The sequence below is a fragment of the Alteribacter aurantiacus DSM 18675 genome (assembly GCF_000429705.1).
Lineage (GTDB): Bacteria > Bacillota > Bacilli > Bacillales > Salisediminibacteriaceae > Alteribacter > Alteribacter aurantiacus.
The window spans coordinates 338,766-355,315 of record NZ_KE386943.1 but is presented as its reverse complement, the minus strand read 5'-3'; the positions used below and the strand labels follow the sequence as shown (position 1 = coordinate 355,315).

General features: G+C 44.2%; 15 protein-coding genes and 1 riboswitch. Of the genes, 10 read left to right on the top strand and 5 right to left on the bottom strand.

Translation table 11 applies throughout. From position 1 onward, the window contains the following. The first annotated feature begins 89 nt into the window (after window positions 1-89). From mscL to G476_RS0120140, 10 genes are all read left to right on the top strand, one after another. Entirely contained in the window at window positions 90-569 is a 480-nt protein-coding gene (gene mscL, locus G476_RS0120195) for a large conductance mechanosensitive channel protein MscL (RefSeq protein WP_035187505.1), read from the top strand. 78 nt (window positions 570-647) lie between these two features. Further along, entirely contained in the window at window positions 648-1,394 is a 747-nt protein-coding gene (gene pxpB, locus G476_RS0120190; RefSeq protein WP_026691687.1) for a 5-oxoprolinase subunit PxpB, read from the top strand. Further along, on the top strand, window positions 1,378-2,142 hold the full coding sequence (locus tag G476_RS0120185; protein ID WP_026691686.1) for a LamB/YcsF family protein: 765 nt from the start codon (window positions 1,378-1,380) through the stop codon (window positions 2,140-2,142). The genes pxpB and G476_RS0120185 overlap by 17 nt, the downstream gene beginning before the upstream one ends. Further along, the gene (locus tag G476_RS0120180) at window positions 2,142-3,125 is read left to right on the top strand and encodes a 5-oxoprolinase subunit C family protein (RefSeq protein WP_035187503.1); all 984 of its coding nucleotides are present in this window, start codon (window positions 2,142-2,144) and stop codon (window positions 3,123-3,125) included. Before G476_RS0120185 ends, G476_RS0120180 begins: the two co-directional genes overlap by 1 nt. Window positions 3,126-3,390: 265 nt before the next feature. After that, complete coding sequence (locus G476_RS23075; RefSeq protein WP_026691684.1) at window positions 3,391-4,383, top strand: nuclease-related domain-containing protein; 993 nt, start codon at window positions 3,391-3,393, stop codon at window positions 4,381-4,383. 199 nt (window positions 4,384-4,582) lie between these two features. After that, on the top strand, window positions 4,583-4,963 hold the full coding sequence (locus tag G476_RS0120170) for a RidA family protein (protein WP_026691683.1): 381 nt from the start codon (window positions 4,583-4,585) through the stop codon (window positions 4,961-4,963). 9 nt (window positions 4,964-4,972) lie between these two features. Then, on the top strand, window positions 4,973-5,881 hold the full coding sequence (locus G476_RS0120165; protein ID WP_026691682.1) for a phosphotransferase: 909 nt from the start codon (window positions 4,973-4,975) through the stop codon (window positions 5,879-5,881). Between the two features lie 203 nt (window positions 5,882-6,084). Beyond that, window positions 6,085-6,285, top strand: a complete 201-nt coding sequence (locus tag G476_RS0120155) for a cold shock domain-containing protein (protein WP_205620313.1) — start codon at window positions 6,085-6,087, stop codon at window positions 6,283-6,285. Between the two features lie 356 nt (window positions 6,286-6,641). Further along, entirely contained in the window at window positions 6,642-8,153 is a 1,512-nt protein-coding gene (gene cshA / locus G476_RS0120150; protein WP_026691680.1) for a degradosome RNA helicase CshA, read from the top strand. A 268-nt stretch (window positions 8,154-8,421) separates the two neighbouring features. Beyond that, on the top strand, window positions 8,422-9,225 hold the full coding sequence (locus G476_RS0120140; RefSeq protein WP_026691678.1) for a DUF6544 family protein: 804 nt from the start codon (window positions 8,422-8,424) through the stop codon (window positions 9,223-9,225). A 45-nt stretch (window positions 9,226-9,270) separates the two neighbouring features. Here G476_RS0120140 and G476_RS0120135 read toward each other — a convergent pair whose 3' ends face one another. The 5 genes from G476_RS0120135 to G476_RS0120115 all read right to left on the bottom strand — a co-directional run bounded on the left by G476_RS0120135 (window position 9,271) and on the right by G476_RS0120115 (window position 16,084). After that, a complete protein-coding gene (locus tag G476_RS0120135; RefSeq protein WP_026691677.1) occupies window positions 9,271-9,987 on the bottom strand; it encodes a 5-formyltetrahydrofolate cyclo-ligase in 717 nt (238 codons plus the stop codon). A gap of 303 nt (window positions 9,988-10,290) precedes the next feature. Continuing rightward, complete coding sequence (locus G476_RS0120130) at window positions 10,291-11,484, bottom strand: GTP-binding protein (RefSeq protein WP_026691676.1); 1,194 nt, start codon at window positions 11,482-11,484, stop codon at window positions 10,291-10,293. Window positions 11,485-11,556: 72 nt separating this feature from the next. Further along, the gene (locus tag G476_RS0120125) at window positions 11,557-12,720 is read right to left on the bottom strand and encodes an FAD/NAD(P)-binding protein (protein WP_026691675.1); all 1,164 of its coding nucleotides are present in this window, start codon (window positions 12,718-12,720) and stop codon (window positions 11,557-11,559) included. 409 nt (window positions 12,721-13,129) lie between these two features. Next, window positions 13,130-14,503: a YjiH family protein gene (locus tag G476_RS0120120; protein ID WP_026691674.1), complete on the bottom strand. Its 1,374-nt coding sequence runs from the start codon at window positions 14,501-14,503 to the stop codon at window positions 13,130-13,132. A 216-nt stretch (window positions 14,504-14,719) separates the two neighbouring features. Next, on the bottom strand, window positions 14,720-16,084 hold the full coding sequence (locus tag G476_RS0120115; RefSeq protein ID WP_026691673.1) for an alanine/glycine:cation symporter family protein: 1,365 nt from the start codon (window positions 16,082-16,084) through the stop codon (window positions 14,720-14,722). Between the two features lie 333 nt (window positions 16,085-16,417). Continuing rightward, a riboswitch (SAM riboswitch) is annotated at window positions 16,418-16,529 on the top strand. The last annotated feature ends 21 nt before the right edge of the window (window positions 16,530-16,550 follow it).

Here is a 16,550-nt window from a genome sequence, read left to right as displayed (position 1 = left end):
TGAAGCTCATCGCTCCCGAGGCCTTTTTCGTTTTTGATTTATCATAAATTCATTTGTGGGACATACCTTCTTCATAGGAGGTGCCACAAATGTTTCTAAAAGGCTTAAAGGAGTTTGCCACTCGGGGGTCGGTGGTTGATATGGGGATTGGGATCATCATTGGGGCTGCTTTTGGGAAAGTAGTCAGCTCGTTTGTTTCTGACATCGTCATGCCCCCTGTTGGGCTTCTTCTTGGCAGAGTGGATTTCTCCAACCTGTATGTGAATTTGTCAGGAGGGCATTACCGCTCGTTATCCGATGCTCAAGAAGCGGGTGCTGCCACGATCAATTATGGTGTCTTTGTTGAATCGGTGCTTCATTTTGTCATTATTGCCTTTGCGGCTTATTTACTAATCCTGCAAATGAATCGCCTGAAGCGTCTCCCAAAAGAAGCAGGAAGGCTCAAGACGTGCCCTTATTGCTTTTCGGATATTTCATTACGTGCGATAAGGTGTCCAAATTGTACGAGTAATCTAAGTAAGGATAAGAAGAGTCGCTCTCTCGGCAATTATCGCGTGAATATTCGTTAATCGGAGTCTGAAGGAAGACATCCCTTTTTGTTATAGTAAAGATAGGTTACAAGTTGGCAAGGAGGAAAGCATGTGAACATGATTGAAACAATAAAACCGGTAGGCGACCGTGCCGTTCGGATCGGGTTTAAAGAAGAGATATCCGATACGGTTCTTCGGCACATTCGTTCGTTTTGTGCTGTTCTTGAAGAGGAAAACCACTCGGCCATCGTGGAATGGGTACCAGCCTATACATCGGTGACCGTTTTTTATAAGCAAGAGCTTGTTGACTATGACGACATCGCTTTATGGCTTGAACAGTTGTCCGATCGAATAAATCACATTGAGACACCGCCGGCTCGTTTACTTTCAGTTCCCGTTTTATATGGTGGTGAAAAAGGGCCAGACCTAAAAGAGGTGGCGGCTTTTCATAACCGCTCAGAAGAAGAGGTGATCAAGCTACATACGGAGGGTGACTACCTGGTATACATGCTTGGGTTCGCCCCTGGATTCCCTTACTTAGGGGGGCTCTCCAACGACATTCATACCCCTCGTTTGGACAAGCCAAGGCAAAAGGTAAGTGCCGGTTCGGTAGGCATTGCCGGAGAGCAGACCGGAATCTATCCTCTCGATTCACCGGGAGGGTGGCAGATCATCGGCCACACCCCGGCCCGTTTGTTCGCCCCAGAATTGGATGACCCCTTTTTATTTCGTGCAGGAGATCGACTGCGTTTTTATCCTGTAAAAAAAGAAGAGTATGATGAACTGATCGTACGTGCTGAAAAGGGCGAGAGCGTCGTGACGATCGAGACAGTGGAGGTGGATGCAAATGAGCATGCGAATTGATCTGAACAGTGACCTGGGCGAGAGCTTTGGAAACTATGTCATTGGAAACGATGAAGAAATATTGGATCTTGTAAGCTCGGCTAATATTGCGTGCGGTTACCACGCAGGAGATCATAATGTGATGCAGCGAACCGTAACGTTGGCGGCACAAAAAGGTGTCGGGTTAGGCGCACACCCGGGCCTCCCAGATCTAGTCGGATTTGGAAGACGTTATATTGAAGTGGATCCAAAGGATGTCTATAACATGGTTGTCTATCAAATTGGAGCGCTTCGAGGATTTGCGGATCTTCAAAAAATTCCCTTGCAGCACGTGAAGCCCCACGGCGCTCTATTTAATATGGCGGCAAAAGACCGTGCTGTAGCAGATGCAGTTGCTCGTGCTGTTCATGATCTAGACTCATCTCTCATTTTGTTTGGCCTTGCAGGAAGTGAACTTGTCAAAGCGGGAAAAGAAAAGGGTCTTTCTGTAGCTGAAGAGGTGTTTGCTGATCGTACATATCAAGGAGACGGTTCTTTAACTCCAAGGACAATGGATGGTGCTGTTTTACACGACGAAAACGACGTGATTGATAGAGCTGTTCGGATGGTAAAGGAAAACCAGGTTGAAGCTGTGGATGGTACGATCGTCCCTGTAAAAGCGGATACGATCTGTGTTCACGGAGACGGACCTAAGGCCTTGGCTTTTGTTAAGCAGCTTCGCCAAGCTTTTATGGAAGCAGGGATCGAGATTAGGCGGGTGAGTGATTGATGAACAATGGGGAAAAGAAGAGCGGAGGGCTTGCAGTATTAAAGCCGGGCTTACTGACGACGGTGCAGGACCTCGGCCGAGAAGGGTATCAGCAATTTGGTCTTGGAACGAGTGGCGCCATGGACAGCTATGCGTTGCAGGTAGCCAACGTCTTGGTCGGAAATTGGCGTGATGAAGCAGCTCTTGAGCTCACGGCTGCAGGACCAACGTTACGAGCGGAAGAGGATATGGTGGTTGCATTCACAGGTGCAAACATGTTGCCTTCGATCAATGGTGAACCGGTTAGCATGTGGAAAAGTTATGCTGTTTTTAAAGGTGATGACATTCGTTTTGGTTCGGCAGTGAACGGCGTACGTGCCTACATGAGCGTGCGTGGAGGGGTGGATGTTCCCGTTGTAATGGGCAGCAAAAGTACAGCCGTACGCGCTAATATTGGCGGTTTTAATGGAAGAGGCCTAAAGAAAAATGATCGGCTACCGATTGGAAAAAGTGAAGGTGCCTTGACCGTGCATACAGGTCGAAAGGTGTTGTCGGAACATATCCCCGACTACGGCAAGTCTGTATGTGTCAGGGTCGTGATGGGCCCGCAGCAAGAGGCGTTTGAGGAAGAAGCGTTGGAGCTTTTTTTGAATACGGATTACCGTGTCACCCCGGAGTCTGATCGCATGGGATATCGTCTTAAAGGAGCCAAACCTTTATGTCACCGTCCAAGTGTAGGAGCGGATATTTACTCAGATGCGATCGCGCCAGGAGCAATTCAAGTTCCTGGTGACGGTCAACCGATTATCCTCCTCGCCGACAGGCAAACGACCGGAGGCTATACGAAAATTGCCACTGTCATCAGTGTAGACTTGTGGAAAGTGGCTCAGCTACCGCCAGGGGGCACGATCTCCTTTGAAGCGGTCGATGTGAAGTCTGCGCAAAAGCTTTGGCGGGAGCAAGAGGATATTTTGGTTCAGCTATCGTCTTATGGGCCTCGGTAGTTTGGTTATTGTCAGGGGAGCCTCTCTTTTGTGGGGGGCTTTTTTGGTTGGAAAGGTGGATTCATTATAAATGCTGAGAAATTCATTATATATGGTTGAGGATTCATCATAAACGGTGAAAATTCATTTTATGTAGTTAAGGATTCATTATAATCGCTGAGAAATTCATTATAAATCATTTAACCAGAAAAATCGAAGAACAAAATTGGATTATAATGGTAAGTTTAAGGAGGAGCGCAATCCTAATTTAGAAAGGAGTCTTCCTTTGATAATTAAACCTCTGAAACCCTCGATCTACCTCAGGCAATTAGAAGCCCTCAAGTGGCGCCTTCCGGTTAATCACCCCAAAAAAGAAGACATCATGAAAGAACATGGCAAATTTTATTCCGGCTATTATGGAGAAAGGTCTCTTTTGTACCACCTGAGATCCTTTCTATATCGACCCGATTTACTCTTTTACCATAATGTAAAGCTAAAGCAAGACGGATTCTATTTTGAAATGGACCTAATGATTTTGTCTCAAAGACAAATGACCTTTGTGGAAACAAAACATTTCAAAGGCATCCTCAGTTTTGATCCCATTCGTCATCAATTTTGGAGGAAGGACCCTGAAACAAAGAAGATTGAAGTCTATAAAGACCCACTTACACAAGTGAGATCCCATAGTCATGACTTTTCTTCTTGGTTAAAGGAAAATCAGCTTCACTATCCCCTCACGATTACTCCTTATGTCACACTAACTCATAAAGATGCTTTGATTGACCCAGAGTTGCCTGGACAATCGGACATCTTTAAAAGTATCTTCCGTTCCGACCAACTCCCATTCAAGTTACGTGAATCTCTAAACTCAACCAAAAGCAACAAACCAATCTCTAAACGACAATTAAAAGCGATTAGTGAGAAGATTATGAGTTCCCACTCCGAAGAGAAGAGTGACATCTTACAAAAGTTTGGGATATCACCAAATGAATTGCGTAAAGGCCTTCGCTGTCCCGCTTGTTCTCACATACCGATGATACGTGAGAAGAATCATTGGTTGTGTGGTGCTTGCAATCACAAATGTAATCCACTTATCGAATCACTTAGAGATTATGCCTTATTAATCGATGAGCAGATCTGTCATCGCGATATGGTGGCCTTTTGTTTGCTAGCAAATAGGAATCAGTGTAGCTACTACCTCGGTACGCTTGATCTTCCAAAGTCGGGAAAGAAAAAAGGTACTGTTTACCACTTGGAGGGACTCATTAAGGGGGGATAGGGGTAAGATTCATTATATTTAAAGAAAATTCATTATATGGAAGTGGAGATTCATTATAAAACGGAAATATTCATTTTATCTACTAAAAGATTCATCATATCCTTTATTTCCCCTCCCACACCCCAAAAATTGCCCCTACCTATGCTAAACTAGACTCAAATCACTACAAAAACTTGTACCACCAAGGAGGACCCCTTTTATGAACATTCAACCTGTACAAACAAAGCAAGCACCTGATGCCATCGGACCATACTCACAAGCGGTGATCGTGAACGGTTTTGTGTATACATCCGGTCAGATTGGACTTGATCCTGAAACAATGGAAATGGTCGAGGGAATCGAAGCACAAACCCATCGTGTAATGAAAAATGTGAGCGCTGTACTAGAGGCGGCAGGCACTTCCCTGAAGCAAGCGGTCAAGCTGACGATTTTTCTTCAAGACATGAACGACTTTGCGACTGTAAACGAGATCTATGCCTCTTACTTGTCAGAACCATACCCTGCAAGAAGTGCGGTGGAAGTAGCGAAATTACCTAAAGGTGCCTTAGTGGAAGTCGAAGTCGTTGCGATTAAGGGGTAATTAGGACAAGTGGGAAACCTTTGGGACAAAGAACTGGTCATAGGAAGAGAGGAAGCGGCCGAGTTAATCGCTGGTCAATTTCCAAACCTTTCTCCTGTAAAGATTGAGGCTCTTGATGAAGGGTTTGATAACACGGTTTATTTAGTAAACGAAGCTTATGTCTTTCGATTTCCAAGACGTAAAGTAGCGACTGTTTTAATCGAAAGGGAAGCACGGTTTCTTCCTGAATTGCCCGATTTGGGTGACATTGCCACTCCCCGTCCGCAGTTTATTGGGAAACCAACGGCGGGCTACCCTTGGCCATTTCTGGGTTATGGTTTTTTTGACGGGAAAAAAGCATACAACCTAAGTGATTCTTTGCGTACCCAATCTGCAAAAAGGCTGGCTACTTTTTTAAAAGAACTGCATCATACACCCGTTCGACCTGAATGGAGTGTGCCCGCCGATTATCTTCATCGAACGGATATAGAAGAGCGCTTGCCGAAATTTTGTGACCGTCTGGAAGAGATCAAACGTCTTGGTGACACAAGCTTATACCAAAGACTAAAAGAATATCAGGACACGCTGACATTCCCAAAAGAAAAGTCCTATACACCAAGGTTAGTCCATGGAGATCTACACTTGAAAAACGTTGTAATCAGTGAAGCGAGCGGACTGATTAAAGCCGTGATTGATTGGGGAGATGTTCATATGGGCGATCCAGCTGTTGATTTGTCGTTTGTGTACAGTTTTCTTCCTGAAGCGGGCAGAGTGGTGTTCTTTGACGCCTATGGCGAGGTGTCGACGAATACAAAGATGAAGGCTCAATTTGTTTCTCTTTACATCAGCGTACTATTGTTTTTATACGCCAAAGATCAGAAAAACGAACCTCTGATCCATGCTGCCAAAGACTCTGTAACTAGAGCACTAGAGGTCTGACTTTTCCATATAAAAAGAATAGTTCTAAGGCTTCATACGGTAGCCTTGGATTTGCTTTTCATGGACCTGCATGATATAGTGAAGAAGATTGAAAATCTGAACATCGAAAACATTTTTTCCGGCCTCGTAAGGATTTTGGAGAAATATGGTTTTACGGTAATTCAGTTTTCACGAATTTTCTTTTCTTTTAAAGGAGGCCGTCAATTATGACAGGTAAAGTAAAATGGTTTAACTCAGAAAAAGGTTTCGGTTTTATCGAGCGTGAAGGCGGAGACGACGTTTTCGTACACTTCTCTGCGATCCAATCTGAAGGTTTCAAGAGTCTTGAAGAAGGTCAAGACGTTGAATTTGAAATCGTTGAAGGCGACCGCGGACCACAAGCAGCAAACGTTGTACGTCTGTAATTTAACTCGATTCCAATAGGAATGAACGGGCATATTCCAACGTATCAGGAATATGCCCTTTTTAGTGCTTACGGGGGCCACCCCCGGGGCAATATATATAATAACGGCTCCGCCATTGATACAGCCTGGTTTAGCCCGGGTTTTCTTTATGCCTTTGTTATAAAAGGCCTCATTTAAAGTGAAAATAGAGGATAGATTACGCTCATCCTGAACATAAATGGATAATAATAGAAGTCTCCATGATAGTTGTTACTAGAAAGACGGGGGACAGATTATCCCTTGTTCATTTTGAACACGCGTGAACGTGGAGAGCTGTTGATTATATAAATTTATAAAAATAAAGGAGTTCGGTTTTTTTGACAGTTTTTGCAGAATTAGATATTCATCCGATGATTTTAAAGTCTTTAGATCAAATGGGGTTTGAAGAAGCTACCCCGATCCAAAAGCAGGTACTTCCGATTGCTAAGACAGGAAGAGACGTTCTTGGTCAAGCGCAAACAGGTACTGGTAAAACGGCAGCATTTGGTATTCCGTTAATTGAAAAGATGGAGCAAGATGCACGCCATCCACAAGGGATTGTTCTTGCCCCTACACGTGAACTTGCGATTCAAGTAGCCGAAGAGCTTAATAAAATTGGTCGTTACAGCAACGTTCGCTGTCTTCCAATTTACGGTGGACAGGAGATTGGTCGCCAAATTCGCGGGTTGAAGAAAAACCCACAAATTATTGTTGCAACACCAGGTCGTCTACAAGACCACATGAGAAGAAAAACCATTTCTCTTAGCAATATCAACACGGTTGTGTTGGATGAAGCGGACGAAATGCTAAGCATGGGCTTCGTAGAAGAAATCGAAGAAATTCTTGAGAGCGTGCCGGACAAACGTCAGACATTGCTTTTCTCTGCTACAATGCCTCCGCGCTTGCAGACGATTTTGAACAAGCACATGAACAACCCTGAGCAAATCAAGGTTAAAGCGAAGGAAATGACGGTATCTAATATCGACCAGCGTTACGTAGAAGTACAGGAACGCCAAAAGTTCGATACACTTTGCCGTTTGATCGACATTCATTCTCCGGAACTTGCCATCATTTTCGGTCGTACGAAACGTCGTGTAGACGAGCTGTCTGACGCACTTTTCCAACGTGGTTATGAAGTAGAAGGGATCCACGGTGACCTTCCACAGAACAAGCGTGACAAAGTGATTCAGAAGTTTAAACAAAAGCGCATTGAAATCCTTGTGGCAACAGACGTTGCTGCTCGTGGACTTGATGTTAGTGGCGTATCTCACGTGTTCAACTTTGACTTGCCACAAGATCCTGAGAGCTACGTTCACCGAATTGGACGTACAGGTCGTGCTGGTAAGCATGGTATGGCATTCTCATTTGTAACACCACGTGAGAAAGAGCATATCAATGTCATTGAGAAAACAACCAACAAGAAGATGACTGTTGAAAAAGCACCAACTCTTCAAGATGCGAGTGCCGGTCGTCAACAGCAAGCGGGAGAGCAACTTCTTGAAGTCGTTACAGGTGGCGACTACGCTGACCTTACGGAAAAAGCAGAAGAGCTTCTCGAGAGCTATGATGCTGTAACATTGGTTGCTGCAGCCCTTAAAACGGTGAGCAAAGAGCCTACAAATGAAGTGAAAATCACCTTGACTAGTGAACCGCCTGTGCGCATTAAGCGTGGGTCCGGTCCTAAAGGAAAAGGTGGCGGCGGTGGATACCGCGGTGGCAATAAAGGCGGAAACCGCAGCAATGATCGTCGTCGTTCCGGCGGTGGCGGAAAAGATCAACGTCGCAGCGGCGGAACTCGCCCAGAAGGCAAAAAAGAGTTTTCTTTTTCCGGTAAGCGTCGTAAAAAGTAATGGGAAAATAAGTCATGGACTCGAAGTCCATGGCTTTTTTCTATTCAGGGAATGTCGATATAGAGGTTTTTCGATCGAGTTGGAGCGTTAATTCATCGAATTTGAAATTTGTCGATCGACTTGGTATATTTGTTCATCGAGTTCAACATTTATCAATCGACAATGCCCTTTTATTCATCGACTTCAAGACATATACAAAAAGCATTCATGACTCCAGCAGAAAACGGGTATATAAAGAAGAGAATCAGCTAGGAAATGAGGGAAACACATGATTGAACAAATTCTTTCGGATCTTGTTTTTAGTGTAGTTGTCATTGCTATCCTGTTTCTTGGACTACTTCTCATTAGTAACTGGGTGTTTTTAAACCGGTTTAGAGAAGACGTCCTTTATATGAGAGAAGAACAGGAAGAGGGAGTGGATACTGAACAATTGGCGTTGCCGCGACCGCTTAGGAACTATCTGCTTAAAGTCAATGGAGAATCACAAGAGAGGTACAAGCAGTGTTTTATTACCTACGAAGGGTTCAAGCGTATAAAGGAGGGGCGTTCTCTCAATCCCGTAAAAGGTGAGCAGTTCTATTTAACGGATCGTCCTTCGTATATGTGGATGGGCTTTTCCAAGGCAAATCCCATTGTTCGTGTAAGTCATATGGAGAAGCTATCAAAGAATGAAGGACGCTTCTTTTCCCGTCTGTGGTCCATTTTCACGGTTAAGAAAGAGGATGGAAGCGATGTTGTGGAGAGGCTTCGCTACACTTACTTCTCTGAAATGGTATGGTTTCCCCAGTCCTTTATCCATTATGGTAGCGTTCAGTGGACTGAGGTGAGTGAGCGGGAAGTGGATGGTGATTTTGGTAATGGTATGAGCGTCAGTCTTCTATTTAACGACGAGGGACTTATCGAACGAGCTAGCGCCAACAGAAAAAGTGGAGAATGGACGGTCCATTATTCAGATTATCGGAAAAACCAAGATGATGTAGTCGTGCCTTATCGTTTAGACACGTATTGGAAACAAAAAGATGAACATGAGCAGGAAACAAGGGTTTTCTTAAAAACCGTTCACTACGAATAAACACAAAAAAGGATGTCTCTAAAAGGAGCATCCTTTTTGCATTTTTTATCCTTTTGTTATCTTCCAAATCTCTTCTAACACCTTCATTTCTTTTTTATCTTCATCCGTAACTTCATCCCAAACGATGCCTCTTGGTTTGTCGTAGGGGGAGTGAGTGGCAAACACCTCGCTCTCGGTGGCAATGTAGTCTACCACAAGATCGTACTCGTCTCTCGGTAGGTCTTCATCCACAAGCTGTACATTGTTCACCGTTCCGATGACGGGAATTTCAGGGTTGCCTAATTCGCGGAGAATAGCGTATTCCCGGTCAGCATATCCTTCGCCCTTTCCGAGTCTTCGGCCGTCTCTGTGGAGGGCAACCGAGCCTACAATGAGCACATCGATCGGCGGGAGTGCATCGAGAGGGACGACTTTACCATAACTGTTCATATGTTTTAGACTCGCCGCTTTTCGTTCTTCTCCACTCGGAACATAAGCGGGGTTAATCATCACGAAGCCGTCCTTAAGCCTTGGAGTAGGAATGAGCAGTGTTTTTTTGTCCTTTAATACTTGAGCACGAATAGGCAGCTGAGGGGAATCGGGATTCACCTTTACCACCTTGGCGTCCTTATAAACATCCAGGCTGAAAACATGTCTTGCTGCGGCCTCGGCTCCCTTGAAATTAGGAATTCTACCTCTAAGAGGGAAGGGGAATCGCCCGACCTTTTCCTGTTCCATGGTCTCCCATACCTCTTCGCGGATTGCTTGTTTTGTCTTTCTCATCCTCTCATCTCCATCCCGAAATGTGTCTACATGTAGTATAACCTAACGGATGATGAAGGAAAAAGGAACAATGTTTCACGTGAAACGACAGCGTAAGATAGGTTATGCGTTCTCAGGTTCATGGACAGTAAATGCGAAGGCACTGAAAAAGTTCGATCTTTAACTTTTTCAGTGCCTTCGAAGCAATGAGCGTAACGGTTGCCTGTTTTGAAAGCCTGATACGAGTGGATTTTTCGTATCAGGCGCGCAACCGAGTGGAGCCATTGCCATTCAAATTAAGGCAGTGAAAAAGTCGGGCTGTACTTATTCAGTGGCTTCAGTAAATACAGGGAGGGGATCAGTGAACATAGCCCAGTCTTGTTTCATTTCCTCGTCCGTAAGTAAACATGCATCCAAAGAGTGAGAGACGTTTTCTTTATCCATATCGATACCGATAAAGACGAGCTCGTTTGCACGATCACCGAATGGCTCCTCCCAGCCTTTTTTCAGCTCAGGATCTTCAGCGAATAACTGTTCTTGCTCGGTTTTTGAGTAGGAGGCAATCCAGTCTCCGGCAGTTGATATTGTAATCGAACCACCTGCTTGCGATAGTAGACCTGCCATGTCATTTCGGGTGGCAACCCAGAAGAAACCTTTTGCGCGTATGACGTCTTCCGGCCAATTCTCCAACCAGTCCATGAGTCGTTCAGGGTGGAAAGGTCGGCGCTTACGGTACACAAAAGACGATATGCCGTACTCATCCGTTTCAGGCACATGCTCTTCGTTTAGCTCTTTGATCCAACCAGCGCTATGGCTCGCTTTTTCAAAATCAAAGCTTTTTGTATCAAGAACTTCAGTTAATGGAACATTCCCAAATGCGGTTAGTACGATTTTGGCATCAGGATTTAACTTTCTTAGTACGGCTGTTAGTTGAACTCGATCTTCCTCATTGATTTGATCTGTTTTGTTTAAAACAATGACATTTGCAAACTCTACTTGATCAATTAAGAGATCAACCACATCGCGGTGATCGGCTTCATCCACACCTTGGCCTCTCTCGACTAATGTTTCACCACTTGCATAGTCATTCCAAAAAGCATGAGCATCAACGACTGTGACCATCGTATCTAAACGAGAAATTCGAGTTAAATCGATACCCATATTTTCATCCATATACGTAAATGTTTGAGCCACTGGAATCGGCTCGCTAATCCCTGTAGATTCAATGACCAAATAGTCAATATCTCCCGATTGAATGAGTTTTTCAACTTCTAAAATTAAGTCTTCTCGCAACGTACAGCAGATACAACCATTTTGCATTTCTACAAGTTTCTCTTCTGTTCGTGAAAAGCCACCTTGGTTGATGAGGTCCCCGTCAATGTTGATTTCACTCATGTCATTGACAATAACCGCTACTTTTTTGTTTTCTCGATTGGCAAGAATGTGATTTAGTAAGGTCGTTTTTCCTGCACCTAAAAAGCCACTTAATACAGTTACAGGAACTTGTTTGTTCGTCATGTTCATTCTCCTTTTTAGTGAACCGATTGTTAAGATGTTATATTGAAAAACAATATCATTACGATCTATAATCTATAGCGCTTGCTGAACAATCCGACTTGCCCCTCGTCTTGCACCAGAAATATTTCTTGCAGTCGGGCCAAGTTCAAGCTCAGCTAGCCCTCCTGTTAAATAGAGGTGATCACACCACTCTAGGCTGTCAGGGACTAGGGGATAGCCACATGCGGCGCACAGTAGGTTATGGTCTTTTATTAGAGAGTTTAAGAATGTCATGCCAGGTGCTTCTTGTTTAAAGCCGGTACATAGGATGACAGAGGCCGTTTCGTTTATCACAGTGTCATGATCGTATAACGTAATCATACCGTGTGGGGATGCTGTACCATGTGTGATTTCCCTTTCCTTAATGGAGAGAGAGCCAGAGCGCTCCAAGTGTAATAAGGTCATTTGAAGCTCTTGGGTTATGGAGCCGCGGTGCCTTGCATGGCGGATGATTTGTCGCCGTTTAGCCGGGTCTTTTTGTTTAAGGAAGCCAGCCATGTTTTTTGGACCCATCCAACCGGAGTCGCTATCAAACTCATGAATGCGGAAAGGGTGTCGTTTAACTAAGGTCACTTGACCGGGAATTTTCCGACTTAGTTTCACGGCAAGGTGTGCCGCAGTGATTCCCCCCCCTATAATGGTGACTGGGCCTTTCACAAAATCGGTGTTCAGGCTGCGATCAAAGACATGAGAAACGCGACTAGAAGATTCATTCAGGTCTGTTGCCCAATCAGGCCAATAAGGTTGTTCTCCTAGGCCAATCGCAACAACGATATATTTGGACTCAATGATCTGTCCATCTGACAAGGTTACCGTCCAATATTGTCTGCCTTTTTTTATCCGAGTTACACGTCCTTTAACCCAGCTTTCATGAAGGCCACGTGACTCGAGTGTTAAGGTTGAATGGTCATTGAACATTTGCAATTTGGGACGTTTTCGTCTGCCTAAGAAAGGTTTCACGTAATCTTCTTTCTTTGCGTAGGAGTCGAGAGAGAAGGGGGATTCTTCAAGGTGATGAACAAATGGCGATCGCAAGTATTCCATTTCGATTTTCCCCGTACAATGCTTCCAATTTTCCAAAGGTTCGTTATGAGGATCAACGACAGCAATGTGTGCCGGTTTAACACCTCGCTCTGAAAGGAAACTAGCCACTGTGGCACCTTGAATCCCTCCGCCGATAATGGTCCATTCAAACATGTTCAGCACCTCCTAATCAAAATAAAGCGTAATTATTACGATTTAAAGTGTATAGGATTATTTTAGATTTTGCAAGAGGGTTCACGCGTTACGGTACTTTTAACATAAAAAAACCTCCTTAATGAAAAGGAGGTTCCAATAATAATTAATATAGTTCTTAGTCAGTAAACCATTTAACTTTATGTGAAATGTTGTGTTCTTTAGTTATGCGTAGCTGAACGCTAGCAGCGACACTCCTGCGGCAGTGGCGAGCGTTACATCGTGAGTTCTCTACGAGTTGCTTCGACGCAGAACACTCCGAAGCGTTACTTGCAGAGGAAGAAGCAGGTGTTTCTACTGGCTCGCCGGCACCGCCGCGGAAAGGGAGCGGATGGCGTGAAGCGGAGCACGCAAGGATATACTCATTTAATTAAAAAATCATATGAGCGACTAACGTAATCACTGGTAGGGTAATGATTGTTCTCAAGATATAGATCACAAGCAAGTCTCTAAATTTGACTGGAATCTTTGAGCCTAAAAGTACGCCACCGACTTCCGATAGGTAGATGAGCTGTGTTACGGATACACAGGCAATGATGAATCGCGTGAGCTCACTCTCGATACCTGAAGCGAAAATCGCAGGAAGGAACATGTCAGCAAACCCAACGACCAATGCTTCAGAAGCAATACCGGCTTCAGGAATTTGCATGAGGTTTAAGATCGGAATGAACGGTGCACCGAGCCAAGAAAACACCGGTGTAAATTCTGCGATTACAAGAGCAATCGTACCGAATGCCATAACAACAGGAGCGACACCAAACCACATGTCGAGGACGTTCTTTCCTCCGTCTTTAAAGAATTCGCCTAGGCCTTTGCTTTTTGAAGCGCGCTCTTTCGCTTGCTTCATCCCCCAAGAGAATGGGCTATAGCCTTTTGGTATAGACTCGTCCAACTGTCCTTCTTGTCCGTTCGCATACGTATTCGCCTTTTTGGATAGAGGGGGAATACGAGGCATGATCAAGGCCGCAATGAACCCTGCTAAAGCCACTGTAGCATAGAATTGGAAGAACATATGTTCAAGATTGACCTCTTGAATGACAACTAAACTGAATGTAATGGAAACAACGGAAAAGGTTGTACCAATAACGGCTGCTTCACGCTTTGAATAAAAACCTTCTTCATACTGCTTACTTGTTAAAATAACCCCGATTGTTCCATCTCCAAGCCATGACGTTAGAGAGTCAATGGAAGAGCGGCCAGGAAGTTTGAAAAGGGGACGCATCAGTTTCGTTAATAATGAGCCAACAAGCTCAAGGAGTCCGAAGTTTAATAAAAGGGGTAAAAATAGTCCGGCGAAAAGGAATACCGTAAATAAAAGAGGGAGTAAACCATCTTCCATTAACAATAAGCCGCCAGTATATTCATTGTATACAGCTTCAGGTCCAATTTGGAAGAACGTGATGATGGCAAGAATAAATGCAACCAAACGAACGATCAACCAAAACGGGTTAACGAGTAGAAGACGTTCCATGAACGGCTTGTCCGCAAAAGCATTTGGATTGCTTTTGTGTACTGCGATCGCAATGACTGTACCTACAAAACTAGCAGAAATAATAAAGGTTAAAATGGCCGGAAGAACGGAGGATAGTGCGCCTTCTAATAAGTTTGCCAGTATAGCAACGGGAATGGTCATCCCATCATCTATCGGGATCGGGGTCATAAATAAACCGACACCGATCAAGGAAGGAATTAAGAACTTCCAAAAAGAGCTGTAGTGCGACGATTGCTTGCTTCCCTTGTTCATATGAGTCACTCCTGTTGTATATCTATAGTCACGATACTTTGGTTTGATAATTATTCACTGATGAAAATATTAATACACATTGAGTAAAAATACAAGATTATTTTTAAATAAACACTATATTAATAAACTAACACATACGTAAAGCGCTTACAAATAAATCGCAATAAAACGCTCCGCCACCATTTATGGTAGCAGAGCGCTCGACAAGCGTTACGTTTAGCTTGCAGCTTTTGCTCGTGCTTTTTCTTCTCGTGCCACTTTTAGGAATCGGTTTGTTTCAGCAACAACGACTCCGGATAGACCGAGAAGACCGATTAAGTTAGGTATTGCCATGAGGCCGTTTAGGACGTCGGCTATACCCCATACTAGGCTTAGTTCTGTTATGGCTCCAACAAAGATCATGAGAACAAACACTAAGCGATAGCCTTTAACTGCATTCCCTTTAAAAAGATAACCGAAACATTTTTCCCCGTAGTAAGACCACCCAAGGATCGTAGAGAAAGCGAAGAAGGCAAGACCAACTGCGACGATCATGGAGCCGGCACCACCAAGGAAGAATTCGAATGTGGCGGCAGTAAGGTCTGCACCATTCAAGTCTCCACTTACATACATGTTCCCCATTACGATAGCGATACCTGTGATGGAACAAACCACAATCGTATCAATAAACACTTGCGTCATAGACACGAGAGCTTGGCGACCAGGGTAGTCGGTTCGTGCAGCAGCGGCTGCGATCGGAGCGGAACCAAGACCCGCTTCGTTTGAGAATACCCCACGGGCAACCCCCCAACGAATCACTGCACCAATGGCACCACCAGCAACAGCTTCACCTGTAAATGCATCTGTGAAAATAAGGGCAACAGCTGCAGGAACAAGGTCGAAGTTTTGAATCATCAGGACAAGTCCGGCGATAACATAAAATAATGCCATAAACGGTACGAAATATGCCGTAACTTTCCCGATGCTTTTAATACCGCCAAGAATAACAAGACCAGCGAGCACCGTTAAAACGACTCCTGTGACCCAGAAAGGTACATTAAACGATGATTCCATGGCACTTGCAACCGAGTTGGACTGTACCAAGTTACCAATACCGAAAGCCGCGAATGCGCCAAAGACAGCGAAAAGAACGGCAAGCCATTTTAACTTAAGACCCTTTTCGATATAGTACATGGGACCACCGGACATCGTGCCGTCAGGGCCTTCTTCACGATACTTTACAGCAAGAATGGCTTCTGCATACTTTGTGGCCATTCCAAACAACGCTGTAATCCACATCCAAAAAACAGCCCCCGGTCCCCCGAGAACAACCGCTGTTGCAACCCCGGCAATGTTACCGGTACCGATTGTAGCAGCAAGTGCAGTCGTAAGCGCTTGGAAGTGAGAGATGTCACCTTTGGACTTCGTGTCCTGGCTTTTAGGGCTAAATGATAGTTTTAGGGCATAAGGCAACGTTCGAAATTGCAAAAAAGCAAGGCGAAACGTCAAGAATACTCCTGTACCAACAAGCAGGACAAGCAAAGGTACACCCCAGACCAAATCACTTAGAAACCCAACAAAATCGTTTAATTGTTCCATCATACTCCCCCTTTATATTTTATTAGACAAGTATAATAGAAAATTCTGAATAAAAATAGAATTTACTAAAATTTTCGATAAAAAAGAAAAACCTTTAAGCCCAAAGACTTACAAGAGGGAACCGAATCCGAGGAACGTCACTATTTTTGGATAAAAAGCTATACCAAGCAAAAGTGCCCGGAAAAAACAAAGTGGTAGGAACAGGATATTAACGGTGAAAATAGAATTACTTTTGGTTAGTGAAGCGCTTGCAATAGGAAACGTTGTTGACGCGTGCTTGATTCTAACGTTATGATTACTCTCAATTATTAATATTTCAACAATTCAATAAAACACTTCTTATCAAGAGAGGCAGAGGGATATGGCCCTATGACGCCTCGGCAGCGGATTCCGGTGACGACTGGAGAACTGTGCCAATTCCATCGAGCAATTGCTCGACAGATAAGAAGAGCGGTAGTTAATCTTTTAC

Excerpts from the sequence above, each read along its gene's own strand:
- mscL (WP_035187505.1), top strand. The coding sequence starts at position 90 with ATGTTTCTAAAAGGCTTAAAGGAGTTTGCCACTCGGGGGTCGGTGGTT.
- pxpB (WP_026691687.1), top strand. The coding sequence starts at position 648 with ATGATTGAAACAATAAAACCGGTAGGCGACCGTGCCGTTCGGATCGGG.
- G476_RS0120185 (WP_026691686.1), top strand. The coding sequence starts at position 1,378 with ATGAGCATGCGAATTGATCTGAACAGTGACCTGGGCGAGAGCTTTGGA.
- G476_RS0120180 (WP_035187503.1), top strand. The coding sequence starts at position 2,142 with ATGAACAATGGGGAAAAGAAGAGCGGAGGGCTTGCAGTATTAAAGCCG.
- G476_RS0120170 (WP_026691683.1), top strand. The coding sequence starts at position 4,583 with ATGAACATTCAACCTGTACAAACAAAGCAAGCACCTGATGCCATCGGA.
- G476_RS0120140 (WP_026691678.1), top strand. The coding sequence starts at position 8,422 with ATGATTGAACAAATTCTTTCGGATCTTGTTTTTAGTGTAGTTGTCATT.
- G476_RS0120135 (WP_026691677.1), bottom strand. The coding sequence starts at position 9,987 with ATGAGAAAGACAAAACAAGCAATCCGCGAAGAGGTATGGGAGACCATG.
- G476_RS0120130 (WP_026691676.1), bottom strand. The coding sequence starts at position 11,484 with ATGACGAACAAACAAGTTCCTGTAACTGTATTAAGTGGCTTTTTAGGT.
- G476_RS0120125 (WP_026691675.1), bottom strand. The coding sequence starts at position 12,720 with ATGTTTGAATGGACCATTATCGGCGGAGGGATTCAAGGTGCCACAGTG.
- G476_RS0120120 (WP_026691674.1), bottom strand. The coding sequence starts at position 14,503 with ATGAACAAGGGAAGCAAGCAATCGTCGCACTACAGCTCTTTTTGGAAG.
- G476_RS0120115 (WP_026691673.1), bottom strand. The coding sequence starts at position 16,084 with ATGATGGAACAATTAAACGATTTTGTTGGGTTTCTAAGTGATTTGGTC.